This is a genomic window from Celeribacter baekdonensis, assembly GCF_900102315.1.
In the GTDB taxonomy this organism is placed as follows: Bacteria; Pseudomonadota; Alphaproteobacteria; order Rhodobacterales; family Rhodobacteraceae; genus Celeribacter; species Celeribacter baekdonensis.
Window position 1 is genome coordinate 162,912 of the sequence record NZ_FNBL01000005.1, and the last position, 23,298, is coordinate 186,209.

General features: G+C 58.3%; 26 protein-coding genes. 12 read left to right on the plus strand and 14 right to left on the minus strand.

Features of this window, described 5'->3' with window-relative positions:
• Positions 1 to 7: 7 nt before the first annotated feature.
• Both BLT54_RS10795 and BLT54_RS10800 read right to left on the minus strand, forming a co-directional pair.
• Positions 8 to 637: a LysE family translocator gene (locus BLT54_RS10795; protein WP_074644793.1), complete on the minus strand. Its 630-nt coding sequence runs from the start codon at positions 635 to 637 to the stop codon at positions 8 to 10.
• Positions 634 to 1,434 carry a uracil-DNA glycosylase gene (locus tag BLT54_RS10800; protein ID WP_074644796.1) on the minus strand — a complete coding sequence of 267 codons (801 nt, stop codon included), beginning with the start codon at positions 1,432 to 1,434 and terminating at the stop codon, positions 634 to 636. The genes BLT54_RS10795 and BLT54_RS10800 overlap by 4 nt, the downstream gene beginning before the upstream one ends.
• Before the next feature lie 123 nt (positions 1,435 to 1,557).
• Here BLT54_RS10800 and BLT54_RS10805 point away from each other — a divergent pair, with 123 nt between their 5' ends.
• The 6 genes from BLT54_RS10805 to BLT54_RS10830 all read left to right on the plus strand — a co-directional run bounded on the left by BLT54_RS10805 (position 1,558) and on the right by BLT54_RS10830 (position 6,193).
• Entirely contained in the window at positions 1,558 to 2,520 is a 963-nt protein-coding gene (locus BLT54_RS10805; protein ID WP_074644798.1) for an aspartate carbamoyltransferase catalytic subunit, read from the plus strand.
• A complete protein-coding gene (locus BLT54_RS10810; protein WP_074644800.1) occupies positions 2,517 to 3,038 on the plus strand; it encodes a hypothetical protein in 522 nt (173 codons plus the stop codon). The genes BLT54_RS10805 and BLT54_RS10810 overlap by 4 nt, the downstream gene beginning before the upstream one ends.
• Entirely contained in the window at positions 3,035 to 3,550 is a 516-nt protein-coding gene (locus BLT54_RS10815) for a hypothetical protein (RefSeq protein ID WP_074644802.1), read from the plus strand. Before BLT54_RS10810 ends, BLT54_RS10815 begins: the two co-directional genes overlap by 4 nt.
• Positions 3,547 to 4,812: a dihydroorotase gene (gene pyrC, locus BLT54_RS10820; RefSeq protein WP_074644804.1), complete on the plus strand. Its 1,266-nt coding sequence runs from the start codon at positions 3,547 to 3,549 to the stop codon at positions 4,810 to 4,812. The genes BLT54_RS10815 and pyrC overlap by 4 nt, the downstream gene beginning before the upstream one ends.
• 41 nt (positions 4,813 to 4,853) lie before the next feature.
• On the plus strand, positions 4,854 to 5,447 hold the full coding sequence (gene plsY / locus BLT54_RS10825) for a glycerol-3-phosphate 1-O-acyltransferase PlsY (RefSeq protein WP_074644807.1): 594 nt from the start codon (positions 4,854 to 4,856) through the stop codon (positions 5,445 to 5,447).
• Positions 5,448 to 5,767: 320 nt separating this feature from the next.
• Positions 5,768 to 6,193 (plus strand): DUF805 domain-containing protein, encoded by a 426-nt coding sequence (locus tag BLT54_RS10830; RefSeq protein ID WP_074644810.1) that lies wholly within the window; start codon positions 5,768 to 5,770, stop codon positions 6,191 to 6,193.
• 73 nt (positions 6,194 to 6,266) lie between these two features.
• Here BLT54_RS10830 and BLT54_RS10835 read toward each other — a convergent pair whose 3' ends face one another.
• From BLT54_RS10835 to BLT54_RS10845, 3 genes are all read right to left on the minus strand, one after another.
• Positions 6,267 to 7,637 (minus strand): glutamate--cysteine ligase, encoded by a 1,371-nt coding sequence (locus tag BLT54_RS10835; RefSeq protein WP_074644812.1) that lies wholly within the window; start codon positions 7,635 to 7,637, stop codon positions 6,267 to 6,269.
• A 92-nt stretch (positions 7,638 to 7,729) separates the two neighbouring features.
• The gene (locus BLT54_RS10840; protein ID WP_074644815.1) at positions 7,730 to 8,236 is read right to left on the minus strand and encodes a hypothetical protein; all 507 of its coding nucleotides are present in this window, start codon (positions 8,234 to 8,236) and stop codon (positions 7,730 to 7,732) included.
• Positions 8,236 to 8,973, minus strand: a complete 738-nt coding sequence (locus BLT54_RS10845) for a 16S rRNA (uracil(1498)-N(3))-methyltransferase (RefSeq protein ID WP_074644817.1) — start codon at positions 8,971 to 8,973, stop codon at positions 8,236 to 8,238. The genes BLT54_RS10840 and BLT54_RS10845 overlap by 1 nt, the downstream gene beginning before the upstream one ends.
• A gap of 11 nt (positions 8,974 to 8,984) precedes the next feature.
• Here BLT54_RS10845 and ubiA point away from each other — a divergent pair, with 11 nt between their 5' ends.
• The 3 genes from ubiA to BLT54_RS10860 all read left to right on the plus strand — a co-directional run bounded on the left by ubiA (position 8,985) and on the right by BLT54_RS10860 (position 12,311).
• Positions 8,985 to 9,950, plus strand: a complete 966-nt coding sequence (ubiA, locus tag BLT54_RS10850) for a 4-hydroxybenzoate octaprenyltransferase (protein ID WP_074644819.1) — start codon at positions 8,985 to 8,987, stop codon at positions 9,948 to 9,950.
• 64 nt (positions 9,951 to 10,014) lie between these two features.
• Positions 10,015 to 11,988, plus strand: coding sequence for an OmpA family protein (locus tag BLT54_RS10855; RefSeq protein WP_074644821.1), 1,974 nt, complete (start codon positions 10,015 to 10,017; stop codon positions 11,986 to 11,988).
• Positions 11,985 to 12,311, plus strand: coding sequence for a hypothetical protein (locus tag BLT54_RS10860; RefSeq protein ID WP_074644823.1), 327 nt, complete (start codon positions 11,985 to 11,987; stop codon positions 12,309 to 12,311). Before BLT54_RS10855 ends, BLT54_RS10860 begins: the two co-directional genes overlap by 4 nt.
• A gap of 30 nt (positions 12,312 to 12,341) precedes the next feature.
• Here the strand turns inward: BLT54_RS10860 and BLT54_RS10865 are convergent, their stop codons facing one another.
• From BLT54_RS10865 to BLT54_RS10900, 8 genes are all read right to left on the minus strand, one after another.
• Positions 12,342 to 12,791, minus strand: coding sequence for a molybdenum cofactor biosynthesis protein MoaE (locus tag BLT54_RS10865; RefSeq protein ID WP_143026797.1), 450 nt, complete (start codon positions 12,789 to 12,791; stop codon positions 12,342 to 12,344).
• Positions 12,792 to 12,793: 2 nt separating this feature from the next.
• Positions 12,794 to 13,045, minus strand: coding sequence for a molybdopterin converting factor subunit 1 (gene moaD, locus BLT54_RS10870; RefSeq protein ID WP_074644826.1), 252 nt, complete (start codon positions 13,043 to 13,045; stop codon positions 12,794 to 12,796).
• Positions 13,035 to 13,601 (minus strand): CDP-diacylglycerol--glycerol-3-phosphate 3-phosphatidyltransferase, encoded by a 567-nt coding sequence (gene pgsA, locus BLT54_RS10875; protein WP_074644829.1) that lies wholly within the window; start codon positions 13,599 to 13,601, stop codon positions 13,035 to 13,037. The genes moaD and pgsA overlap by 11 nt, the downstream gene beginning before the upstream one ends.
• 18 nt (positions 13,602 to 13,619) lie before the next feature.
• On the minus strand, positions 13,620 to 15,509 hold the full coding sequence (gene uvrC / locus BLT54_RS10880) for an excinuclease ABC subunit UvrC (protein WP_074644831.1): 1,890 nt from the start codon (positions 15,507 to 15,509) through the stop codon (positions 13,620 to 13,622).
• Positions 15,510 to 15,809: 300 nt separating this feature from the next.
• Complete coding sequence (locus BLT54_RS10885) at positions 15,810 to 16,598, minus strand: SDR family oxidoreductase (RefSeq protein WP_281241887.1); 789 nt, start codon at positions 16,596 to 16,598, stop codon at positions 15,810 to 15,812.
• A gap of 52 nt (positions 16,599 to 16,650) precedes the next feature.
• Positions 16,651 to 17,610, minus strand: coding sequence for a calcium/sodium antiporter (locus tag BLT54_RS10890; protein ID WP_074644834.1), 960 nt, complete (start codon positions 17,608 to 17,610; stop codon positions 16,651 to 16,653).
• Positions 17,611 to 17,778: 168 nt separating this feature from the next.
• The gene (locus tag BLT54_RS10895) at positions 17,779 to 18,573 is read right to left on the minus strand and encodes a S49 family peptidase (protein ID WP_074644836.1); all 795 of its coding nucleotides are present in this window, start codon (positions 18,571 to 18,573) and stop codon (positions 17,779 to 17,781) included.
• A 69-nt stretch (positions 18,574 to 18,642) separates the two neighbouring features.
• Positions 18,643 to 19,674 (minus strand): zinc ABC transporter substrate-binding protein, encoded by a 1,032-nt coding sequence (locus BLT54_RS10900; RefSeq protein ID WP_074644838.1) that lies wholly within the window; start codon positions 19,672 to 19,674, stop codon positions 18,643 to 18,645.
• Between the two features lie 100 nt (positions 19,675 to 19,774).
• Here BLT54_RS10900 and BLT54_RS10905 point away from each other — a divergent pair, with 100 nt between their 5' ends.
• The 3 genes from BLT54_RS10905 to BLT54_RS10915 are packed head-to-tail and all read left to right on the plus strand — an operon-like array spanning position 19,775 to position 21,842.
• Positions 19,775 to 20,263: a Fur family transcriptional regulator gene (locus BLT54_RS10905; RefSeq protein ID WP_074644840.1), complete on the plus strand. Its 489-nt coding sequence runs from the start codon at positions 19,775 to 19,777 to the stop codon at positions 20,261 to 20,263.
• Positions 20,260 to 21,039 carry an ATP-binding cassette domain-containing protein gene (locus BLT54_RS10910; RefSeq protein ID WP_074644842.1) on the plus strand — a complete coding sequence of 260 codons (780 nt, stop codon included), beginning with the start codon at positions 20,260 to 20,262 and terminating at the stop codon, positions 21,037 to 21,039. The genes BLT54_RS10905 and BLT54_RS10910 overlap by 4 nt, the downstream gene beginning before the upstream one ends.
• On the plus strand, positions 21,036 to 21,842 hold the full coding sequence (locus BLT54_RS10915) for a metal ABC transporter permease (protein ID WP_176832868.1): 807 nt from the start codon (positions 21,036 to 21,038) through the stop codon (positions 21,840 to 21,842). The genes BLT54_RS10910 and BLT54_RS10915 overlap by 4 nt, the downstream gene beginning before the upstream one ends.
• Here BLT54_RS10915 and BLT54_RS10920 read toward each other — a convergent pair.
• On the minus strand, positions 21,827 to 23,296 hold the full coding sequence (locus BLT54_RS10920; RefSeq protein ID WP_074644844.1) for a mannitol dehydrogenase family protein: 1,470 nt from the start codon (positions 23,294 to 23,296) through the stop codon (positions 21,827 to 21,829). The genes BLT54_RS10915 and BLT54_RS10920 overlap by 16 nt on opposite strands.
• Between the last annotated feature and the right edge of the window lie 2 nt (positions 23,297 to 23,298).

Genomic DNA, 23,298 nt, shown 5'->3' on the forward strand with positions numbered 1-23,298 from the left:
GTGAAATCTAACGGGTAAAATCGAGACCAAGTTTTAAGGCGAGGCCACCAAAGATGCTGGCCGAGACATAGCGTAACACACGCTCCATCACGCGGCTCCGTGCCAAAACGCCGCCCAACCCGACCGCGAACCAGCCAACAAGGCCATTGATCACAAAGCCCCCGAGCCCGATCACCGCGCCAAAAATGAGGAATTGCCCCAATACGGACCCACGTGTTGGATCGACGAATTGTGGGACAAAGGCGAGGATAAACAGGATGACCTTGGGGTTCGATACATTGACGATCACCCCGTCACGAAAAGCACGCGCATGGCTTTTGAGGGTGATGTTGGAGCGCATCTCGGGCAGCGGGGTCATCATGGTCTTGAATGCAAGCCAAAGCAGATATGCGACCCCAATCCAGCGGATGACCCCAAAAATCGCCGGGCTTGCCGCAACCAACGCGCCGAGGCCAAGCCCGGCTAAAGTCACATGGATCATGCCACCGACAGAAATCCCGGCACTGGCGGCCACAGCGGCGCGCCGATCGCCGCGCAGACCTTGGGCCAGACAAAACATCATATCTGCACCCGGCGTCAGATTGAGCGCCAAAGCCGCTGGTACAAAAGCCGCGAGGGTCAGCGGATCGACGATCATGTGAGGCTACGAAGCCGCGCCTGGATGTCCAAAAGATCGGCCCATGCCTCGCGTTTGGCCACGGGTGTGCGCAGCAAATAGGCCGGGTGGGTCATTGGCATGGCGGGCTTGCCCAAAATGGTTTGCCAAGTGCCCCGCAGCCGGGTGATCCCGGCCCGACCCAACAGCGCCGTGCAGGCCCAATTGCCCATCAACACGATCACATCCGGGTCGGCCAATTCGATATGGCGGATCAAAAACGGTTTGAGCATGGCAATTTCCGCAGGCGTCGGATCGCGGTTTTCCGGCGGACGCCACGGGATCGGATTGGTGATGTAGAGCGCATGTTCAGTGTCGGGCGAGGTCCGGTCCATGCCGATGGCAGCAAACATTTTGTCCAAAAGCTGGCCTGAGCGACCGACAAAGGGTTTGCCCTGCTGATCCTCTTCGCGCCCCGGCGCCTCGCCGATGATCATCACCCGCGCCTTGGGATTGCCGTCGGAAAACACCAAATTGCGCGCGCCGCGTTTGAGATCACATAGATCGAACCCCGCCATCGCCTCACGCAAAGCATCCAGGCTTGTGGCAGATTTGGCCAGCGCCATTGCCGCCTCAATCGGATCGACCTCCTTGGCCGCCACCACAACGGGCGGGGCGGGGCGGCGGGCCGCAGCGGGCGCGTCAGGCACAGGCGTGGGCGCGGCGGCCGCAACCTCATAGCGATTGACAGGCACCTCCGCGATCGCCTCGGTTGCGCCGAGTTCGATCTGCCACTCCAAAAGAGCATGTGCTTGCCAATAGTCGATCTGAGTCTCCATCCGCCCACGCTACAATGCGCGAACGCCAAGGTAAATCGGTGACAGAGCCACAGCAGCCATTGCCCGCCCGCGCCCCCTTTTCTATAAGCACTGCAAAGGCGCGATCAACTGGGAGAGGGCATCATGGCATTCCGGCAAAAACACCTTTTGGGGATCGAGCCGCTTCATCCCGAAGAGATCAAAACCGTTCTCGATGTGGCGGATCGCTATGTTGAGCTGAACCGTCAGGCCAATAAGCATTCCGATGCGCTCAAGGGCCTCACCCAAATCAACATGTTCTTTGAAAATTCGACCCGCACGCAGGCCTCATTCGAATTGGCGGGCAAGCGGCTTGGTGCCGATGTGATGAACATGGCAATGCAGGCCAGTTCGATCAAAAAGGGCGAGACGCTGATTGATACGGCGCTGACATTGAACGCCATGCATCCCGACCTGTTGGTGGTGCGTCATCCGCATTCGGGGGCTGTCGATCTTTTGTCACAAAAGGTCAATTGCGCGGTGTTGAACGCCGGTGACGGGCGGCATGAGCACCCGACACAGGCGTTGCTCGACGCGCTGACCATTCGCCGCGCCAAAGGGCGGTTGCACCGCCTGAACATCGCGATTTGCGGCGATATCGCCCATAGCCGCGTGGCGCGGTCTAACCTGATCCTTTTGGGCAAAATGGAAAACCGTGTGCGCTTGGTCGGCCCGCCGACCTTGGTGCCCGAACAGTTCCGCGAATTTGGCTGTGAAATTTACGACGACATGCGCGAAGGCCTGAAAGATGTCGATGTGGTGATGATGTTGCGGCTGCAAAAAGAGCGGATGGATGGCGGGTTTATCCCGTCCGAGCGCGAATATTTCTATCGCTACGGATTGGACGCCGAAAAACTGGCCCATGCCAAACCCGACGCGATTGTCATGCATCCTGGCCCAATGAACCGTGGCGTCGAGATTGACGGCACCATCGCCGATGACATCAACCGCTCGGTGATCCAGGAACAGGTCGAAATGGGCGTGGCGGTGCGCATGGCGGCAATGGACCTTTTGGCGCAAAACCTGCGCGCCTCACGCGAAACCTCTGACCAAGGGGTGATGGTGTGAGCGACCCCTTTGAGATCCCCGGCGGTGAGACGCGGCGTGTTTGGGTCTTTGCCTTTGACGGGCCGCTCGACGAGCTTGATGCCCTCACGCCCGAGGCCTTGGCCGAGGCTTTGGGGCTTTGGAGCGCGCCTAAACTGGAGGCGATGGAGCGGTTTGATCTCTCAAACCTCGAAGACTACGGCTTTGCGCGTTACCTCAGCGAAGCCAATGGCATGGCCGTGGGCAACGATATGGCGATGTTGAATGCGCTCACCGGCCCGGTCTTGGTGGTGTTTTCCCAAGGTCTGGCCGAGGCCGAGCGCCGTTTTGACCCCGATGCACCGTTCCGTTTGATCGGGCGCTATGGCTTGACCACGGATCTGACCTTGCCCGAGGACATCACATCCAAGAGCGCCCTTGGCCAATTACCCGAAGGCAAAGCTCCGATGTCGTCTGCGCGCATGTCGGGCATGGTTGCGACTGTTGTGTTGCTGTTCCTGGCGGTGTTTGTCGCCGCCTTTGTCTGGGTCGGCAAATGATGAATGGTTGGCAGGATATTCTGGCACCCGGCGAACATGTGCTATGGCAGGGACAGCCGTCTGTGCCGCCCCGCCTGTCGCCGCGACAGATTCCGGTCTTTTTGTTCGGCATGATGTTCGCGGGATTTGCGGTGTTTTGGATGTCGATGGCGATGCGGGCGGGGACGATTTGGGTCTTTGGCCTGATCCATCTGTTTGCCGGGCTGGCCGTGGCGATCGGGCCGATTTTCGTCATGCCGTTTGTGGCCTCGCGCACATGGTATTCGCTGACCAATCGTCGGGCGTTTTTTGCCACGCACCTGCCCTTTGTCGGCCCCACCCTCAATGCGCTGGACCTGACGCCCGCGCTTGGGATCGAATTCGACGGCAAGGACCCCGGCACATTGCGGTTTCAAGACAAAGCCACACCGCTTGTAGGCACGCGTTTTGATGGCGCGCCCATGTTTACCAAAATTCAAAACGCCCGAGATGTGTTTGGGCTGATCCGCGACATCCAAAGAGGCAAAGCATGACGATTTTCACCAATGCGCGTCTGATCAATCCCGAAACCCTGACCGATGATCTGGGCTGGCTCCGCATGGAAGGCAATGTGATTGCAGAAACCGGCACGGGCACACCACCACGGGGCGAAAGCATTGATTGCGGCGGCAAATGTCTTGCGCCAGGGATCGTGGACCTTGGGGTGAAAGTGTCGGAACCGGGCGAGCGTCACAAAGAAAGTTTCGCCTCCGCCGGACGCGCGGCGGCGGCAGGCGGTGTGACCACGATGATCACCCGCCCCGACACCCAAAGCGCGATTGATACCCCCGAAGTGTTGGAATTTGTCAGACGCCGCGCGACGGAAGACGCCATTGTGAAGGTCAAACATATGGCCGCGCTGACCAAGGGCCGCGCGGGCCGTGAGATGGTTGAAATCGGTTTTATGTTGGATGCGGGCGCCGTGGCCTTTACCGATTGCGATCATGTGGTTGAGGATACCAAAGTATTGCAGCGCGCGCTGACCTATGCCCGCTCCTGTGGCGCGCTGGTCATCGGTCATCCCCAAGACCCCGGCCTCTCAAAAGGGGCCGCCGTGACATCCGGCAAATTCGCCACCCTGCGCGGCCTGCCCGCCGTATCGCCCATGGCCGAACGGATGGGATTGGACCGCGATCTGGCGCTGATCGAGATGACCGGCGTGCGCTATCACTTTGATCAATTGACCACGGCACGCGCCCTGCCCGCTTTGGAGCGAGCGAAACACAACGGGCTTGATGTGACGGCGGGGGTGTCAATCCACCACCTGACGCTCAATGATCTCGATGTTGGCGACTACCGCACCTTTTTCAAAGTCAAACCGCCGCTCAGATCCGAAGATGATCGTTTGGCGATGGTCGAGGGTGTCGCCTCCGGGCTGATTGATGTGATCTCGTCGATGCACACACCGCAGGATGAGGAAAGCAAACGCTTGCCGTTTGAAGAGGCCGCGTCCGGTGCTGTGGCGCTTGAAACACTGCTGCCCGCCGCGCTTCGCCTCTATCATTCGGGTCAACTCAGCCTGCCGCAGTTGTTCCGCGCGATGGCGCTCAATCCCGCCACTCGCATGGGGCTTGCCTCGGGGCGGCTCTCGGAGGGCGCGCCCGCCGATCTTGTGCTGTTTGATGCGGATGCGCCTTTTGTACTGGATCGGTTCAAACTGCGCTCGAAATCGAAAAATACCCCCTTTGACGGCGCGCGGATGCAGGGCAAAGTCATCGGCACCTGGGTCGAAGGGCTGCGGGTGTTTGAAGGCTGAAACGCCGCCAAGCGATCCCTAATTTTCCACGGAGAACACCGATGACGCTATTGATGCTGATTGTCACCGCGCTTGTCGCCTATCTTTTGGGGTCGATCCCCTTTGGCATTGTCATGGCGCGCCTGTTTGGGCTTGGCGATTTGCGTCAGATCGGGTCGGGCAACATTGGTGCCACCAATGTTTTGCGCACGGGCAATAAATTGGCCGCCTTCCTCACACTTTTGGGCGACAGCGGCAAAGGCGCTTTGGCGGTGGTTCTGGCGCGTCTTTTGGTGGGTGAACAGGCCGCCGGGATCGCCGGGCTTTGCGCGATGTTGGGGCATCTCTACCCGCTTTATCTGCGCTTCAAGGGCGGCAAAGGCGTTGCCACTTTCCTTGGGACCCTCTTGGCGCTCTCGCTCCCGGTCGGGCTTTTGGCCTGTGTCACATGGCTTTTGGTCGCCGTTGTGACGCGCTACTCCAGCCTGTCGGCCTTGGTCGCGGCCCTCATGGCCCCGATTTACACGGCGGCCTTTTACCACCTGCACGGCGCGATCCTTGTTTTGGTGCTCACCGCGTTGATTTTCTACAAACACCGCGAAAACATCACCCGCCTGAAAGCCGGTACAGAAACAAAGATCGGCAAAAAGGGCTGATTTCCATGAAATCGGACCCATTCTTGTTCCTATTTGGCGTCAATTTAACCATGATGGCATCGGGTTGGGACGACCAGTATGGCTCGACCCTTAAAAGCAATTGAGAACGGCTATTTCTGGGCCTTCACCATTTCGGGGCGTGCATCGCGGATGTGGGCGGCGGCACGTCCGAGGAGTTTGAAGACGCCCGCCGCCGGGACATCCAAGAGTATTACAAAACGCGGGTTTTGGGCAAAGCCGGGTAAACAGGCGCATTTTTCCCCTTGTTGGGCCAAGTCAGATCAGAAAAAGTCACGTCAGGCCCTATTTGGAAAGATGACATGACTTTTTTAACTGCAATCAAAACCTGTTTCTCGAAATACATCACATTGCAAGGCCGTGCCCGCCGGGCGGAGTATTGGTGGTGGGTCTTGTTCACCATCATCGCCGGCATCATTCTTGGCGGCGTTGACATGATCTTTTTCGGTGTGCCAGAACTCACCGGACCGACCTCTGGACTGTTCTCGCTCGCCACTTTGCTGCCCGGCTTGGCCGTGTGGGTGCGCCGTTTGCATGATGTCAACCGCTCCGGCTGGTGGGTGTTTTTGATCCTTATCCCGTTGATCGGCTGGCTGGTCCTGCTCTATTGGGCGGTCACCAAAGGCACATCCGGTCCGAACCGGTTTGGCCCTGACCCGATCACGGGCGAAGAGGCTCCGCTGAGCTACACAGATAGTGCGATCCCGCCGGTCAACCGCGGCGAATAAGCCCCCCAACCAACAAAAAGGCGGCAGACCCATCCGGTTTGCCGCCTTTTTCATGTTTGAAACCTCAGAGGCCTCAGTAGGAATATTCGCCAAACACTTTGGTCACATCGCCATCCCACTCGCCTTCGAACTTCTCAATAAGTTCGTCGGCCGGAGCATGTCCGGTCTCGATGCTCTCTTTGAGCGCGTTCAGGAAATGGGTCTCATCCGGCACCAATCCGCCCGCACCGGGGCAAGCGCGCGCCTTCAGCCCCGCTTCGGCAATCGACACGCATTCCCGCGCGAGATCAAGCATTTTGACCCCATCCACCTCGGCCTGAAGCCCCTCAACAGAGGAGGCCACCCGCAGGTTTTCACGGAACTCAGTAGTCCAACCTTTGATCAGGTCGGTGGTCGCATCCAGCGCATTTTGATCATACATCAAGCCGACCCAGAAGGCAGGCAGGGCACATAAACGCCGCCAAGGCCCACCATCGGCACCACGCATTTCCATATATTGTTTGATCCGCGCCTCGGGAAACAGTGTGGTGAGGTGATCCGCCCAATCGGAGAGCGTCGGTTTTTCACCCGGCAGCGCGGGCAATTTGCCCTTCAAGAAATCGCGGAAGGACATGCCCAGCGCGTCGATATATTTGCCATCGCGGTAGACGAAATACATCGGCACATCGAGGGCATATTCGGTGTAGCGCTCAAAGCTCATCCCGTCTTCAAACACAAACGGCAACATGCCGGTGCGCGACGGGTCGAGATGACGCCAAATATAAGACCGCCACGATTTATGACCGTTGAGTTTGCCTTCCATAAAGGGCGAATTGGCAAACAAGGCGGTGGCGACGGGTTGCAACGCCAAGGCCGTGCGGAATTTTTGCACCATATCGGCCTCAGAGGAGAAATCGAGGTTCACCTGAACTGTACAGGTGCGGCGCATCATCTGGGTGCCGGTGGTGCCGACCTTGCCCATATAAGTGTCCATCAATTTGTAGCGGCCCTTGGGCATCAACGGCATCTGGTCATGGGTCCAATGCGGTGCCATGCCCAGACCGATAAAGCGCGCACCAAGGTCGTCGGAGACCGATTGCACTTCGCGCAGATGTTCGTTCACCTCGTCACAGGTCTGGTGGATGGTGTCCAAAGGCGCGCCGGACAATTCCAACTGCCCGCCCGGCTCAAGCGAGATATTCGCGCCATTCAATGTCAGACCAATCAGATGTTCGCCCTCAAACACCGGGTCCCAGCCAAACCGGTCCTGCAAGCCCTCAAGCAGCGCTTTGATCGAGCGATCGCCTTCGTAGGGCAAAGGCTTCAGCGTGTCTTTGCAATAGCCGAACTTTTCATGCTCGGTGCCGATTTTCCAATTTTCACGGGGTTTACAGCCCTCTGCGAAAAAGTTGACCAGATCGTCATGGCTTTCGATCAAACCTCCGCCGGATTGGGGAATGGACATATGGGGCTACTCCGGAGCGTTGAATTCAGTGCGGTAGACTTGGGTCAAGAGGATCATGAAGTCAATGCGAAGGCCATCATTCGGTTCGCATCTCAGCGCAGAAGCGCTGTGCGTTTCCGCCAGATCACAACTGGATGATCGGGCGTCTGTTTGATTTGTCGCAGCATTTTTTCGGTCTCAATCCCATCGAGCGTGACGAATACGTCAAACAACCTGTCCGCGCCGAACGCATCCAGAGGGATCAAAAGCGGCGGCTGCCCGGGTGCGTCAAATTGCCAATGGGCCGGGCCTTTGACGGCGGGAATCAAGGTCACGCTGGTCATCGCATCAATCTCGACCTGACCGCCGGTGTAGGGGGTGAAATAGCTCACCACGCCCTCGTCCACCTCGACCGAGCCATAGCCATCGCCCTTATGGGCAAATCGCGCGCGCTGCACGGCGGCGACGGCGAAAATCCCGGCAAGCCCGGTAAATCCCAAGGCGATCCACCGCATCACACCAAAGGACGCCACCGACCACCAGCCCAAAAGCGCCACAACGGCGAGCGCCACGGCGACCTCGCGCCAGCGCCACAACATCGCTTTGACCTCGGGTCGCATCAGGACCAATCCCCAAGATGGGTTTGCCAGATCGTCAAGGCGGCGACGGCGGCGGTATCTGCGCGCAAGATGCGCGGACCAAGCGAGACGGCATGGCTGAAGGGCAGCGCATGAAGGCGTTTGCGCTCGGCCTCGGAAAATCCGCCCTCAGGCCCAATCAAAATTGCCCATTTGCCGCTTTCCACCGCTTGCAAAGTCTGCGCCGCCCCCACGAGGGTTTCGTCACAAAACATGATCTGGCGCTCCGGGTCCCAATCGGCCAAAATTCGGTCCAGACGATGAAGCCCCGCCACTTCGGGCACATAGGTCCCACCGCATTGTTCGGCGGCCTCAATGGCATGGGCTTGCAGACGATCCTGACGGATGCGCTCCGAATTGGTGAATTCGGTCTGTACCGGTACAATCCTCTGCGTGCCCATCTCGGCGGCTTTTTCGACGATAAAATCGGTCCGCGCCTTTTTGATCGGCGCGAACAACAACCAAAGATCGGGCGGCAGGCGCAAAGGTTTGCTCTGAACCCGACAGGTCAGTTCCCCGCCGCGTTTGCCCGCCTGCGTGATCTCGGCCACATATTCGCCATCGCGCGAATTGAACAACGCGACATACGCCCCCTCGGCTAAGCGCATCACCCCAAAAAGGTAATGCGCCTGATCCCTCTCAAGAGGAATGGATTGCCCCTCGGCCAGAGGGTGATCTACATAGAGGCGGATCTTCGCCTGAAACTGTTCTTGGCTCATGGAGCAAACATATGATCGACACACCGAAAGCACCAGAGACGAGTGGACAGGTTTTTGACGCTGTCAAAGGCAATTGGGTCGATACCCGTGCGCCCGCCTGGACCCGGCCCTATTTGCGCCTCTCAAGGGCGGATCGGCCTGTTGGCACATGGTTGCTCCTGCTCCCCTGTTGGTGGGGCGCGTTGTTGGCGGCGGCGCAAACCGGAACGTTTGGGCTGCGCACGTTGTGGATCATGATCGGCTGCGCTTTGGGCGCGTGGTTGATGCGTGGCGCGGGGTGCACCTGGAACGACATCTCAGACCGCAATTTTGACGGCAAAGTCGAACGCACCAAAAGCCGCCCGATCCCCTCGGGTCAAGTCACCGTCAAACAGGCGGCGATCTGGATGGTCCTTCAGGCTCTGATCGCCCTTGTGATTCTGTTGAGCTTTGGTGAGTTGGCGATCCTTCTGGGAATACTCTCGCTTATCCCGGTGATGATTTACCCCTTCGCCAAGCGATTCACATGGTGGCCACAGGTGTTTTTGGGCCTCGCCTTCAACTGGGGCGCGATTTTGGCCTATGCCGCCGTATCCGGCCGCCTGACCCCCGCACCGTTCTTTTTCTATTTTGCCGGGATCGCGTGGACGATTTTCTACGATACGATCTACGCTCACCAAGACAAAGAGGACGACGCGATGATCGGCATCAAATCCACCGCACTCCTGTTTGGCGACAACACCGCCCTTTGGCTCAGACGGTTTTTGGTCATCACCGTTGTGTTGATGGGCGCGGGCGTGGTTGAGGCGCTTGTGGACCGTTCAATTTTGGCGCTTGTCGTCGCCTTGGGTGCGCCTTGGGCGATGGGGCTTCATATGACGTGGCAAATGACCAAACTTGACACCGCGAATCCGGACATGTGCCTCAAACTGTTCCGCGCAAACCGCGATACAGGGCTTCTGGCTGCGCTGTTTCTTGCCGTATCTGTGTTCCTTTGATTGCAGCAAAGGCCATATGCCCCTAAGACAAAGGCCGAATTGAAAAAATAGGCCAGCGCAGCCCATGCGGATTACACAGTTTTTACCCATCCTCGCCGCCATTCTCACCGGAGCCGTCCTAAGTCTGGCGGCCGCTGCCGTTGGGGCCCGTACGATTGAAACGATGTCGGCCCATGCGGTTGAAAATCAAATGAACCTGCGTGGCTATGAATGGGTGGATGTGCAAGGCGATGGGTTGCAAATCGTCCTGACAGGCACCGCCCCCGACGAGCAAACCCAATTGGCCGCACAGAGGGCCGCAGGCCATGTGGTCGATCCGGCGCGGGTGATGAATGTGATGAGCGTGGTTCAAAAAGAAACCATCCCAGCCCCGCGATTTTCCATTGAAATCCTGCGCAATGACGATGGGATTTCTCTGATCGGGCTGGTGCCGTCGTCCTGGGATCATCCCGACTTCATCGAACAGTTGAAAAAGGCCGGCGGCACGGGGTCGATCGCTGATTTCCTCGAAAAGGCAGATTATCCAAGCCCCGAACATTGGGACGTAGCGATGGAATTTGGACTGGAGGCCATCGGCCTTTTGCCACGGTCCAAAATTTCCTTGGCCGCAGACAAAATCACCGTCACGGCCCTTGCCGACAGCAAGACGCAAAAGGCGTCGTTTGAAAAAACCCTCAAAGAGGAACGCCCAAAAACCATCCCCGTGACGATTGAAATTTCGGCCCCGCGCCCGGTGATCACGCCGTTCACAGTGCGGTTTTTGATGGATGAGACTGGTCCGCGTTTTGACGCCTGTGCTGCTGAAACCCCGCAAGGTCACGCCCGGATCATCGCCGCCGCGCGCGCCGCAGGCATTGCCGATCCTAATTGCACCATCGGGCTTGGTGCCCCTTCGGCGCAATGGGCGCAGGCGGTCGAAACCGGGATGCGCGCGCTACAAGAATTGGGCAGCGGATCGGTGACCTTCTCGGACGGCGATGTCAGCCTGATCGCGAGTCAAGGCACCTCAGAAGCACTGTTTGACAAAGTGGTTGGCGAATTGGAAGCGGACCTGCCGCCGACCTTCACCTTGCACAGCATTTTGCCAGAACCGGAAGTAGCCGAGGCAGAAAACGCCCGCCCCGAATTCACCGTGACCCGTTCGCCCGAAGGGCAAACCCAATTGCGTGGGCGGATCGCCGATGAACGCAGCAAATTGGCCACCGAAGCCTTGGCCCGTGCGGCCTTTGGGGCACAGTCCGTCTATTCGGCGATGCGCGTGGATGACAGCCTGCCAGAGGGCTGGTCCGTGCGCGCGATGGCCGCCATCGAAGCGCTCTCGCAACTCAGCCAAGGTGCCGTGACCATGACCGCCAATACCGTTGATGTGCGTGGTCAAACCGGCGACCCCAATGCCAAAGCCGCCATCGCCGGGCTGTTGTCGGAGAAGCTGGGCGAGGGGCAGAATTTCAACATCTCTGTCGACTATATCCGCAAACTCGATCCGGTCCTGAACCTGCCGACACCTGCGGACTGCGTCGCAAACGCGAACCAAATTTTGGCGGCCTCAAAGATCGTGTTTGATCCAGGCTCCACTGAATTGAACGCCGCCGCCAATGAGACGGTGGATCGCATCGCCGAGACGCTGAAAGATTGCGAAAACGTCGACATGGAAATCGGCGCCTATAGTGACAGTCAGGGCGGTGAGGAAATGAACCTCAACCTGTCAGCACAGCGCGCAAACGCCGTTTTGGACGGGCTATTGATGCGGCGCGTGGCCGGGGTGAGCTTTACCGCCAAAGGCTATGGTGAGGCCAATCCGATTGGCGACAATGAGACCGAAGAGGGCCGTGAGGCAAACCGGCGCATTGAGTTCAAACTCATCGGCGATGAGGCCGCAGAAGCACCGACAGTGGGCGCGGATGCGACAGATGAGACCCCCGAGGCGGCCCCTGACGACGCCCCCACAGACGAGACTGCGGGTGAGGCCCAGGCCGATACAACGGACGAGACAACGGACGACACAGCGGACGACACAGCGGACGGAACAACCGAATGAACAGAATTGAATTGATCATCGCCACGGCGATTGTGCTTTTTATCGCCTTTTTGATGGGATGGTTTGCGCATTGGCTGATCCACCGTTTTGTGCGCGTTGGCCAAGGCGAAATGAGCGATCTCGACACAATGGCGCAGCAACTTCACGAAGCCGAAGAGGTCCGCGACCAAGCGATCACCTATTACCAGCAACGTGAATCCGAGCTGATCAATCAACAAAACCAGACCGAAGCGGAGCTGCGTGCGGCGATGGACGGGCTGCGCGAGGCACGGCAAGAGGCCGAAGAACTGCGCGCCTATATCGAAAAACACAGCGCAGGTTGATCTTTCACAGAAAAGCCTATGCGCCGTCTTCTACCAACGGGTCAGCGCGTTCTCGTCACTGTCTTTGGCGGCGACCCATTCGGCCCCTTCGCGGGTGACTTCTTTTTTCCAAAATGGCGCGCGGGATTTGAGATAATCCATCAAAAATTCAGCGGCGGCAAAGGCCTCTGATCTATGTCGTGCGGCAGTGGCGACCATCATGATCTGCTCACCTGGAACAAGGCGGCCGTAGCGGTGGATCACCAGACAATCGGTGAGCGCCCAGCGGTTTGCAGCCTCGTCGGCGATCTTGCGGATCGCGTCCTCGCACATGCCGGGGTAATGTTCAATTTCCATGTGCTGCAACGCGCCCGTGTCATCGCGCACCAGCCCGGTGAAACTCACCGTTGCGCCGGTGTTGGGCGTTCGACCAAAGCCACTGAGTTCTGCGGCAAGGTCGAAATCCTGCGTCTGAACCGAAATGCGCACCGGAACTGCCATGCTCAGCCACCCGTCATTGGCGGGAAAAACGCCACTTCGCGCACGCCTTCAAGCGGCGCATCAAACTCCGCCAATTCCTGATCCAACGCCACCCTAAGGGAGGCCAGATCGGAGAAGGCCAAATCATAGCGCGGCTCACGGGCTTTCAACTCGGTCACAAGGTCCATCACCGTCGCGGCTGAGGTCTCGATGGTCTCGCGTGGCAAACCGATGCGTTCGCGCACCCATGCGAAATAGAGCAGATTAAGCGTCATGGTCATCTCGCAAATAGGGCAGAGCTTTGCTTAGGTAATCCCATCCCGTCAACAGGGTCAAAACAGCCGCAACCCACAGAATCAAAATCCCTAAGGTGAACAGCGGCGGGACATCCAAAGCACCATAGCCAAACAGCGCCGCAATCGCCACCATCTGTGCCGTGGTTTTCCATTTGGCCAGTTTGGTGACTTTCAATGTGCCCGCCGTATCGCCTAAAAATTCGCGCAGCCCGGAGACAAAGGTTTCGCGCAACAGGATAAAGGCCGCCGGGATGACAACCAACGCGTTGATGCCATGCAACATGGTCAAGACCGCAAGGGCGGTGACCACCATGGCCTTATCGGCAATCGGGTCCAACATCGTACCGAACTTCGACATCTGGTCCCATTTGCGCGCCAAATAGCCGTCCAGGAAATCGGTGGTAGAGGCCGAGACAAACAGGATCAGCGCCGCCCAATCGGCCAGCGGGCGCGGCAGGATCAAAAACACCAAAGCCACGCCGGGGGCGCAGAGCAGGCGAAACACAGTGAGAATATTGGGAATGTTCCAGGTCATAGATGTCTCTTTATCCGCTTAGCGCTGTTCATGGAAGAAGTCATAGATGGTTTGGGCGATGGTCTCGGAAATGCCAGTGACGGCTTTGAGATCTGCCAGATTGGCCAGTGACACCGCCTTGGCCGAGCCGAAATGCGCCAAAAGCGCGCGTTTGCGCGTGGCACCGACGCCGGGGACATCGTCAAGTGGCGTGGCAGAGATGGCTTTCGACCGTTTGGCGCGGTGGGTGCCGATGGCAAAACGGTGCGCCTCATCGCGCAGACGTTGGATGAAATACAGCACCGGGTCATTGCGTTGCAGCGCAAAGGGGCGTTTGCCCGTGCGGTAGAATTCCTCTTTGCCTTGGTCACGATCAATACCCTTGGCCACACCGACCATCGGGATGTCGGTCACGCCCTGCTCCACCATGATTTCGCGCACCGCAGACACCTGCCCCGCGCCACCGTCGATCAACAACAGATCGGGCCAAAGGCCTTTGCTGCGATCCGGGTCGTCTTTACGCAGCCGTTTGAAGCGCCGCGTCAGCATCTCTTTCATCATGCCAAAATCGTCGCCCGGCGTGATCTCATCACCCTTGATGTCGAATTTGCGGTACTGATTTTTCATGAATCCTTCGGGACCTGCCACGATCATCGCGCCCACCGCATGGGCGCCTTGAATGTGGGAGTTGTCGTAGACCTCAATGCGGGCGGGTAGGTTCGGGAGATCAAACGCCGCCTGCACCCCGGCCAAAAGTTTGGCCTGCGCCGCCGTTTCCGACATTTTGCGGCCCAGACTTTCGCGCGCATTGCGCACGGCCCCCGCGACAATCTCGGCCTTTTCGCCCCGTTGCGGCACAAGGATTTCGACCTTTTTCCCGGCCTTTTCCGACAGCGCCTCCTGGATCAGTTCCCGCTCTTCGAGATCATGCGACAGGATGATTTGGCGCGGCGGTTCCTTTTGATCGTAAAACTGACCGATGAAGGCGCTGAGCACCTCTTCGGCCTCTGCCCCATTGGTTCTCGGGTAAAAATCGCGGTTGCCCCAGTTTTGATGCGCGCGAATAAAGAACACCTGAACACAGGCCTGCCCGCTTTCCATATGCAAGCCGATCACATCCGCCTCGCTGATGGTGCGTGGGTTGATGCCCTGCGCGGTCTGGACTTGGGTCATGGCGCGGATGCGATCACGCAGACCGGCCGCGACTTCAAATTCCATCGCATCAGACGCCACTTGCATCTCTTCCGCGAGGCGCTTTTGCATCCCCGAATCCTTGCCCTGCAAAAACCGCTCGGCGTCATTCACCAGGGTGGCGTAATCCTCTTTCGAGATTTTGCCAACGCAAGGCGCGGTGCAGCGTTTGATTTGATATTGCAGGCACGGCCGGGTGCGATTGGCAAAATCACTGTCGGCACAGGTGCGCAGCAAAAACGCCTTTTGCAATTGATTGAGCGTGCGATTGACCGCTGTCGCATTGGCAAAGGGGCCGTAATAGGCACCTTTGCTGGACTTGGCACCGCGATGTTTGGTGATCTGAGGAAAGTCGTGATTCTTGGTCACGAGAATATTTGGGAAAGATTTGTCGTCGCGTAACAGCACGTTGTAATGCGGTTTGAGTTGCTTGATCAGGTTTTGCTCAAGCAGCAGCGCTTCGGTTTCCGTGCGCGTGGTGAGAAACATCATTTGCGATGTTTCCGAGATCATTTTGGCAATGCGCGCGGAATGGCCACTTGGCCGCGCATAGTTCGACACCCGGTTTTTCAGGTGCTTGGCCTTGCCAACATACAGCACCCGATGATCGGGATCGAGCATCCGGTACACACCGGGGGACCCATCCAACATCCGTAGATAGCCCTCGATCACGGCATGACCGCGCGGGACGTCTTTGTGGGGGTCGCTCAGGGCGGTTATGTCGTCTTTTTCGCTCATGTGACTCTTTGTCTGATTCCTACCTCTGGCTGCAATCTTATCGCTTTAAGGGCAAGAGGAAACTCATCCACCATTTCTGTGGATAACTGTGCTTATAACTTTTCGTGAACAGGAGTTTTCCTTTGAAAACGGGCTGCTTCGCCCAAATGCATAAAAAATAGTCAATTTATCAAGGCGCTGTTTTTGTTGTATTTTTTTTCAAACACCGTGCAAATCATTGAATTTATTTACATTTTGGTAACAAAGCTGAAACAAATCAGCGCCCCGTGCAAAACTTTTGTCGCACCCGTTTGATTTGGATCACTCAGGCCCCATAACATCTGGCGTTTCCCAAGCCAAATGTTGTCCGCCGTCAACGCAGATCAACTGTCCCGTCACCGCCTCGGCGGCGATGAAATACGCGAGCGCTGCGGTTACGTCGGCGGGCGCAGATCCCCGGCGCAAAACTGTGGCATCCTGTTGGGCGGCAAAGCCTTCGGGCGACTGGCGCGCGCCTTTGAGGGTCGGCCCCGGACCGATGGCATTGACCCGAACACGCGGAGCAAGCCCCTGCGCCGCCGTTTGGGTCAGGGTCCAAAGCGCGGATTTGGCCAGCGTATAGGACATGAACTGCGGCGTGAGTTTGCGCACGCGCTGGTCGATCATATTGACCACAAGCGCCTGTGCAATGGGATGGCCTGCGTCGTCCATGACCGGATCAGGTGCCTGTGCCGCCAAGTCTTGGATCAACACAAACGGCGCGCGCAGATTGCTTTCGAAATGCCGATCCCAACTGTCGCGCGTGGCGGTGTCAATCTCATCGGGTTCAAACACAGAGGCGTTGTTGACCAAAAGCGTCACCGGCCCGCCCAGGACTTCGCGCGCCCGCGCCATGAGGCCCTCCACCTCGGCCTCCAACAAAAGATCGGCCTGAACCGCCTCGGCCCGCACATCCATCGCGCGCAATTCGGCAACAACCGCGTCGGCCTCCTCTTTTGAGCGATGGTAATGCACGGCAACGTCATAGCCCGCCTGCCCCAGCGACAGCGCAATCGCCCGACCAAGCCGTCGAGCCGCACCCGTCACAAGCGCTTTTTTCAAAGCCATGATCCTCTCCTCTGTCGCCTGCGGCCCTCTCGTATCAGGCCTTTCCTGAGCCGCGTTAGTTCAGCACAGCCAATATGTAGAGGACATATAGGGCGGAAAGGACAATGCCCCAGAGCCGCGTGATATTGATCCGGCGCAGCACGAAAATCCCAAGCAGGACCGACACGGACAACATCACCCAAATGTCAAACTTCATGATTTCGACATCGACGGGGATTTTGCCAATAAGGCTTGATATGCCGATAATGCCCAGCAAGTTGAACATGTTAGACCCAATGACGTTGCCAAAAGCCACATCCGCCTGTTTGCGCAGCGCCGCCATCACAGTGGTCGCAAGCTCCGGCAAAGAGGTCCCCAGCGCCACCAAGGTCAGCCCGATCACCGTCTCAGACACGCCATAGGCGCGGGCGATATTGGTGGAGGCGTCCACCAGAAGCTGCGCGCCAATAGGCAGACCGATCAAGCCAACAATAAGAAAAGTGATGACTTTCCACCATGGCATGTCGGGGTCGGCGCCTTCGACCTCTGAGGGTTCACAGGCAACAGACGCCGCCTCTTTGACCGCAACCCGGTGACAGCGCGCTTCATAGACCGCATGGCCAAGCATGGCGGCCAGTGCCGTCAACAGGATCACACCGGCGATCCAATCAAACTCGCCGCGCAGCGCGAGCAGGATGAACAACACCGTCGCAGCAAGCATTTGAAGGTATGACGCACGAGTGGAATTGTCGATCACATGCAGCGTTGTGATCATCGCCGGAATGCCCAAAACCAACAGAATATTGGCCGTGTTCGACCCGATCACGTTGCCAAGCGCAAGTCCGGGTGCGCCATCTAGAATGGCGGACACGGAAACCAGCAACTCAGGCGCGGAGGTGCCAAAGGCCACAACAGTCAGAGACACGATCAGCGCCGGAACACCGAGGCGCAAGGACAGGTTGACTGCTCCGCGCACCAAAAGGTCGCCCGCCACCAACAACAGAACCAGCCCGACTACGGCCATCAAAAAATCCATCAGCGTCTACCTTTTCCACAGGCGCACGCGCCTTTGCCAATTTTATAACGCCCGCACCGTGGACATTTCATATTTTTGAGTTTGTCTTGTCCGGGGAAACGCAAGCGCCCGAAAATGGCCAGAACCATCATGAAGATCAAAAAGACCGTGATGATTTTAAACACCATGTCAGAGCCCGAACCGTGACCAAAGCGCCTGTTCTTCGACCGAAGCGACAAGCCCCGCCGACAATTCGGCCCCAAACCGGCGCAACAGCGGACGTTTTGGGCCAAAAACTGACAGGCGCAGTTTATCGCCATAGATGTCTTTGAGCGTCGGGACCAAATGACCGATCCCATCGGCCAGCCCCAAATCCACGCCTGTTTTGCCGGTCCAGAAGGAGCCATCAAACAGGTCGACCTCTTTGCTCAGCCGCTCAGAGCGCGCGGCGCTGACATGGGCGATAAAGGCGTGGTGAATCTCTTCTTGCAAGGCTTTGATCCGCACCACATCTTCGGGGTTTTCCGGGCGAAACGGGTCCAGCATGGATTTCGAACGCCCAGAGGTATGAACCCGCCGCTCGACCCCATGTTTGGCGATGAATTGATCAAAGCCAAACCCCGCAGAAATCACCCCGATGGAACCGACAATCGAACTTGGATCAACGAAAATCTTATCGGCCGCACAGGCCAGCCAATAGCCACCCGAAGCCGCCACATCTTCGACAAAGGCATAAACGGGCAACTCCTTTTCCTTTGCCAACCGCGTGATCCGCGCGGCAATCAGCGAGGATTGCACCGGCGAGCCACCGGGCGAGTTGATCGACAGCGCCACGGCCACAGGTTTGCCTTTGCGAAAGGCGCGCTCAATGGAGGAGGCGAGGCTTTGGTCATTCAATCCGCCCTGACGGGTCATGATTGCGCCATTGAGGCGCAGAACATTGACCCGCGGAGGGGTGTTGAGAAAGGGGATGCGTGTTTTCATGCCTTGGGATGTAAATCCCCGAGGCCAGTCAAACAAGGGCGCGGCCCCATGCGCCGCGCCCTTTTTTTACTATTCTGCGGCGCAGCTGGCAAAAGCCGCCGCAACCTCTTTGATCAAATCGCCGTAAAACCCCGCACCGGGGGTGATTTCAACGCCAAGCGGGTCGATCACGGCGGATTTGGCCGACGTACCGTCCAACACGGTTTCGACCAAAGCGGCGCTAAATTGCGGCTCAGAAAACACGCAGGTGACGTTTTGCGCTTTGATCTCGTCCTGAATCTCGCGGATGCGCGCGGGGCTTGGCGCCGTGGCATCGCCCAGTGAAATCGCCCCGGCGGCAGAGAGGCCAAACCGGTTTTCGAAATACTGGTAGGCATCGTGGAACACGATAAAGTTCATGTCCTGCAAAGGCATCATCTCGGTAGAAATGGTTTGGATCATCTCATCCAACTGCGCTTGCGCTGCGGTGGCATTGGCGCGATAGGTCTCGGCATTGTCCGGGTCGAGGGCCGCCAGTTGCGTGGCAATTTCGCCCAACCAAATGCGGCCATTCATCGGGTCCAACCAGCTGTGTGGATCATGGCTTTCGCCCGCGTGGTCATCGTCTGCATGGTCATGATCCGCGTGGTCATCGTCTGCATGGTCATCGTCTGCGTGGTCATCATGTGCATCGTGGTCGTCGTGATCCGCATGATCATCATGCCCCTCTTCCCCATGCACATGCTTTTCAAACGTCGCCCCCTCGCGGAACGGCAACTCAACAGCCCCGTCAAGTTCCGCCAAAGGCACAGACACGGCTTCCGGCGCGACCTTTCCGACCATTTCTGCCAGCCAGGGCGCAAGCTCCGGCCCGGTCCAAAGCACCAGATCGGCGGATTGCAACGCCTCTGCATCAGAGGGACGCAGGGCGTAATCATGCGGCGAGGCCCCTTGGCGCATCAACGCGACGGGCGCACCAAGATCGCCCATGACCAGCGCTGCAAGCGACTGGATCGGGGCGATGTCAGTGACAACATTGGGAACCTCGGCCTGCGCGGCCGTGGTGGTCACGGCGGCGGTGGAGCAAAGCGCCAAAGCAAAAAGGGAGGGGCGAAGGGTCATAATAGCCTCAAACGTTATGTTATTACATTCTTCGCCTTGATAAAGGCCATGCTATAACATATCAAGCCCTCACAGCCAGATTCTTAGAAAAGACCGCGCCATGGACCCGAACACCGTTGGATTTACCAAACACGATCACAGCCATTGTATCAGTGATGCGATCACCGCCGCCGACCGGATGTGCCGCGACGCCGGATTGCAACTGACGCCTGTGCGCAAACGTGCACTTTCCATCTTGTTGGAAGAGCATCGTGCGCTTGGGGCCTATGATGTGTTGGCGCGCCTCTCCGAAGAGGGATTTGGCGCGCAGCCTCCGGTGGCCTACAGAGCGTTGGATTTTTTGACCAAACATGGCTTGGCGCATAAAATCGAGCGCCTGAATGCCTTTATCGCCTGCGCCCATCCCAACGAATTGCACACGCCTGCCTTTTTGATCTGCACGACCTGTCACGCCGTGGCGGAGGCGGAAACCGACCCGTCTCACAGCCTGCTCAGCCAGATCGCCGAAACCACCGGGTTCACGATTGCGCGCGCCGTTTTGGAGGCCGAGGGCACCTGTCCAAACTGCCGTGAAAAGTCCGCCGCATGAGCCTGATCACCCTTGTGAACGTCAATGTGCGCCTTGGCGGGCGGACGGTGTTGGAAGACGTGTCTCTGGCGCTGGAACCCGGCGAGATTGTCACCATCGTTGGGCCGAATGGGTCGGGCAAGTCGACGCTCTTGCGGACCATCATTGGCGCGATAAAGCCCTCTGGCGGCACGGTTTTGCGCAAAAAAGGGCTGAAAATCGGTTATGTGCCGCAAAAGCTGCATATTGATCCCACCTTGCCCCTCACCGTGCGGCGGTTTTTGTCGCTGCCCAAACGTGTCAGCAATGATGCGGCTCACGCAGCACTTCACGACGCGGGCGCCGGGCATCTGTGTCACCACCAAATGACCGATCTCTCCGGCGGGCAATTTCAACGTGTCTTGCTGGCCCGCGCGCTCCTCTCAAAACCCGATTTGTTGATCTTGGACGAGGCCACGCAGGGGCTTGATCAACCGGGATCGGCGGATTTTTACACCCAGATCGAATCTGTGCGCCGTGACAAAGGCTGTGCCGTTTTGATGGTCAGCCACGAATTGCATGTCGTCATGGCGGCCTCGGACCGGGTGATTTGCCTCAATGGCCATGTCTGTTGCCACGGCACCCCCGAACATGTGGCCTCTGCCCCGGAATACCGCGCACTCTTTGGCAACGGAACCCATGGCGCGCTGGCCCTTTATCGCCATGAGCACAGCCATGATCATTGCGATCACGACCACGCCCATCAGATCGGCGCCCACCAGATCGGCGAACACGCACATGAGGACCAAAGCGCATGAGCCTGCTTGATGATTTTATGGTCCGCGCCATCCTTGCGGGTCTCGGCCTTGTGATCGCAGCCGCGCCTTTGGGCTGTTTCGTGGTCTGGCGGCGGATGGCCTATTTTGGCGACGCCACAGCCCACGCCGCCATTCTGGGCGTCGCCTTGGCACTGGCATTCAACGTGTCGATTTTCGCCGGTGTTTTGGTGGTGGCCCTGATCATGGCCCTGGCGGTCTCGAGCCTGAATGGCCGCGGCTTTGCCATGGACACACTCCTGGGCGTGATGGCGCATAGTTCCTTGGCCTTTGGCCTTGTCGCCGTGTCCTTTGTCCATGGCGTGCGGGTCGATTTGATGGCCTATCTGTTTGGCGATATTTTGGCCGTGGGGCGGAGCGATTTGGCGGTGATCTGGGTCGGGGCCGCTTTGGTCAGCGGGCTTTTGTATTGGCGTTGGTCGGCGCTTTTGACCGCAACGCTGAACCCCGATCTGGCGATGGCCTCCGGCGTCTCGCCCAAACGCGAACAATTGATCCTGTCTCTGGCGCTTGCCCTTGTCGTGGCGGTGGCAATCAAAGTGGTCGGCACTCTGTTGATTGCGGCCATGTTGTTGATCCCGGCCGCCGCCGCCCGCCCTTTCGCGCGCACGCCCGAACGCATGGCGGTGATCGCCATGGTGATCGGCGGCATCGCGATTTTTGGCGGGATCGAAGGGGCCTTTGCCTTTGATACACCAACAGGGCCAACCATCGTTTGCGTGGCGGCCCTGTTGTTTGTCTTGGCAAATCTGGTGCGTGTCTTGCGCACTTACTCCGCGAGATAGGTGGCCAAGGCCGCCTCTGTTCCTGCGTTATAAATCAGCGTCAGCCAACGGGTGAAGGCCTCAGCAAACCGGGGGGCCCCGCCCAGAACGCCATAAATATGGCGCATCGACAGCCAGACCGCCGGGTCAGATTTCGCCTTGGCCGCCATGGCGGTGAGATCGGCCCAGAACGGATCATTCGCGGCGATCTCCGACCCGTCTTCGCGGGTGCCAAGGCAATAGCGCGCCCAGAGAGCGCTGACGAGGGCAAGGCCATTGACCGGGGTGCCCTTGGCCAAACCATCGCGGATCGAGGGCACGATAAAGCCCGGATGCCTTGAGGAGCCGTCAAAGGCCACGCGCCGGGTGGTGTCGATGATTTTCGGGTTGGAAAACCGCGCTTTGATCAGATCGACATAGGCTTCAGGCGTGAATTCCGGCACCGCATGGACATGCGGCATGATCTCCTCGCGCTCGACTTTTTCAAACAGCGCCGAGATCAGCGGATGGGCCATACAGCCGGAAATCGTCTCAACCGAAAGCAAGTCTCCGGGGTCTGAAATCACCTGATGACCGCCATTGAGAATGCGGATTTTCATCGTCTCATAGGCATGAACATCCTCGGAAAACGTCGCCCCCGCACGGTCCCAATCCGGGCGTCCGGCGCAAAACGCATCTTCGATCACCCATTGGCGGAAATTTTCGTGGCTGACCGGCACGGCATCATCGACGCCAAACCCCTGCGCCAGTGCGATCTCCTTTGGTCCGGTCGCGGGCACGATGCAATCGACCATGGCATTCGGAAAGGTGCAGTGGGTGTTGATCCAATCCGCCAGCGCCGGGTCAGACAGGCGCGCCAATGAGACCACCGTTTGCCGCAGCACATGACCATTGCCTTGCAGGTTGTCACAAGATTGCCCGGTGAAAGGGCCAATCCCACGATCCCGGCGCAGTTTCAAAGCGGCGACCATCGCCCCAAAGGCCGTGCGCGGATGCCGCGGGTTGGCGGCGTCATGGACGATGTCGGGATGGCTGGCGTCAAAGCCCTTGGTTGCCGGGTCGATGAAATAGCCGCCCTCTGTGACTGTCAGCGCCACGATGCGAATGTCTGACTGCGCCATGCGTTCGATCAAGGCGCCATTGCCCTCTTCAATTGGCACATAGTCGATCATCGCGCCAACCACCTCTGCCGACGACCCGTTCGGGTCCAGTTCGATCAGCGTGGTCAGGTAATCCTGCGCCGCCAATTTACGCCGCATGTCTTCGTCATAGGGCCGCACGCCCGCGCCGACGATGGCCCAAGAATGCGCCAAGCCCTGTTGCATCAAACGATGCAGATACCACGACTGATGTGCGCGGTGAAAATTACCCAGACCAATGTGAACGATCCCGGCCGACAGGCGCGCGCGATCATAGGTCGGGACCGTGATCGCATCTGGCAAAGTGGCAAGCGTTGCGTTTGAAAGTTTCTTCATCT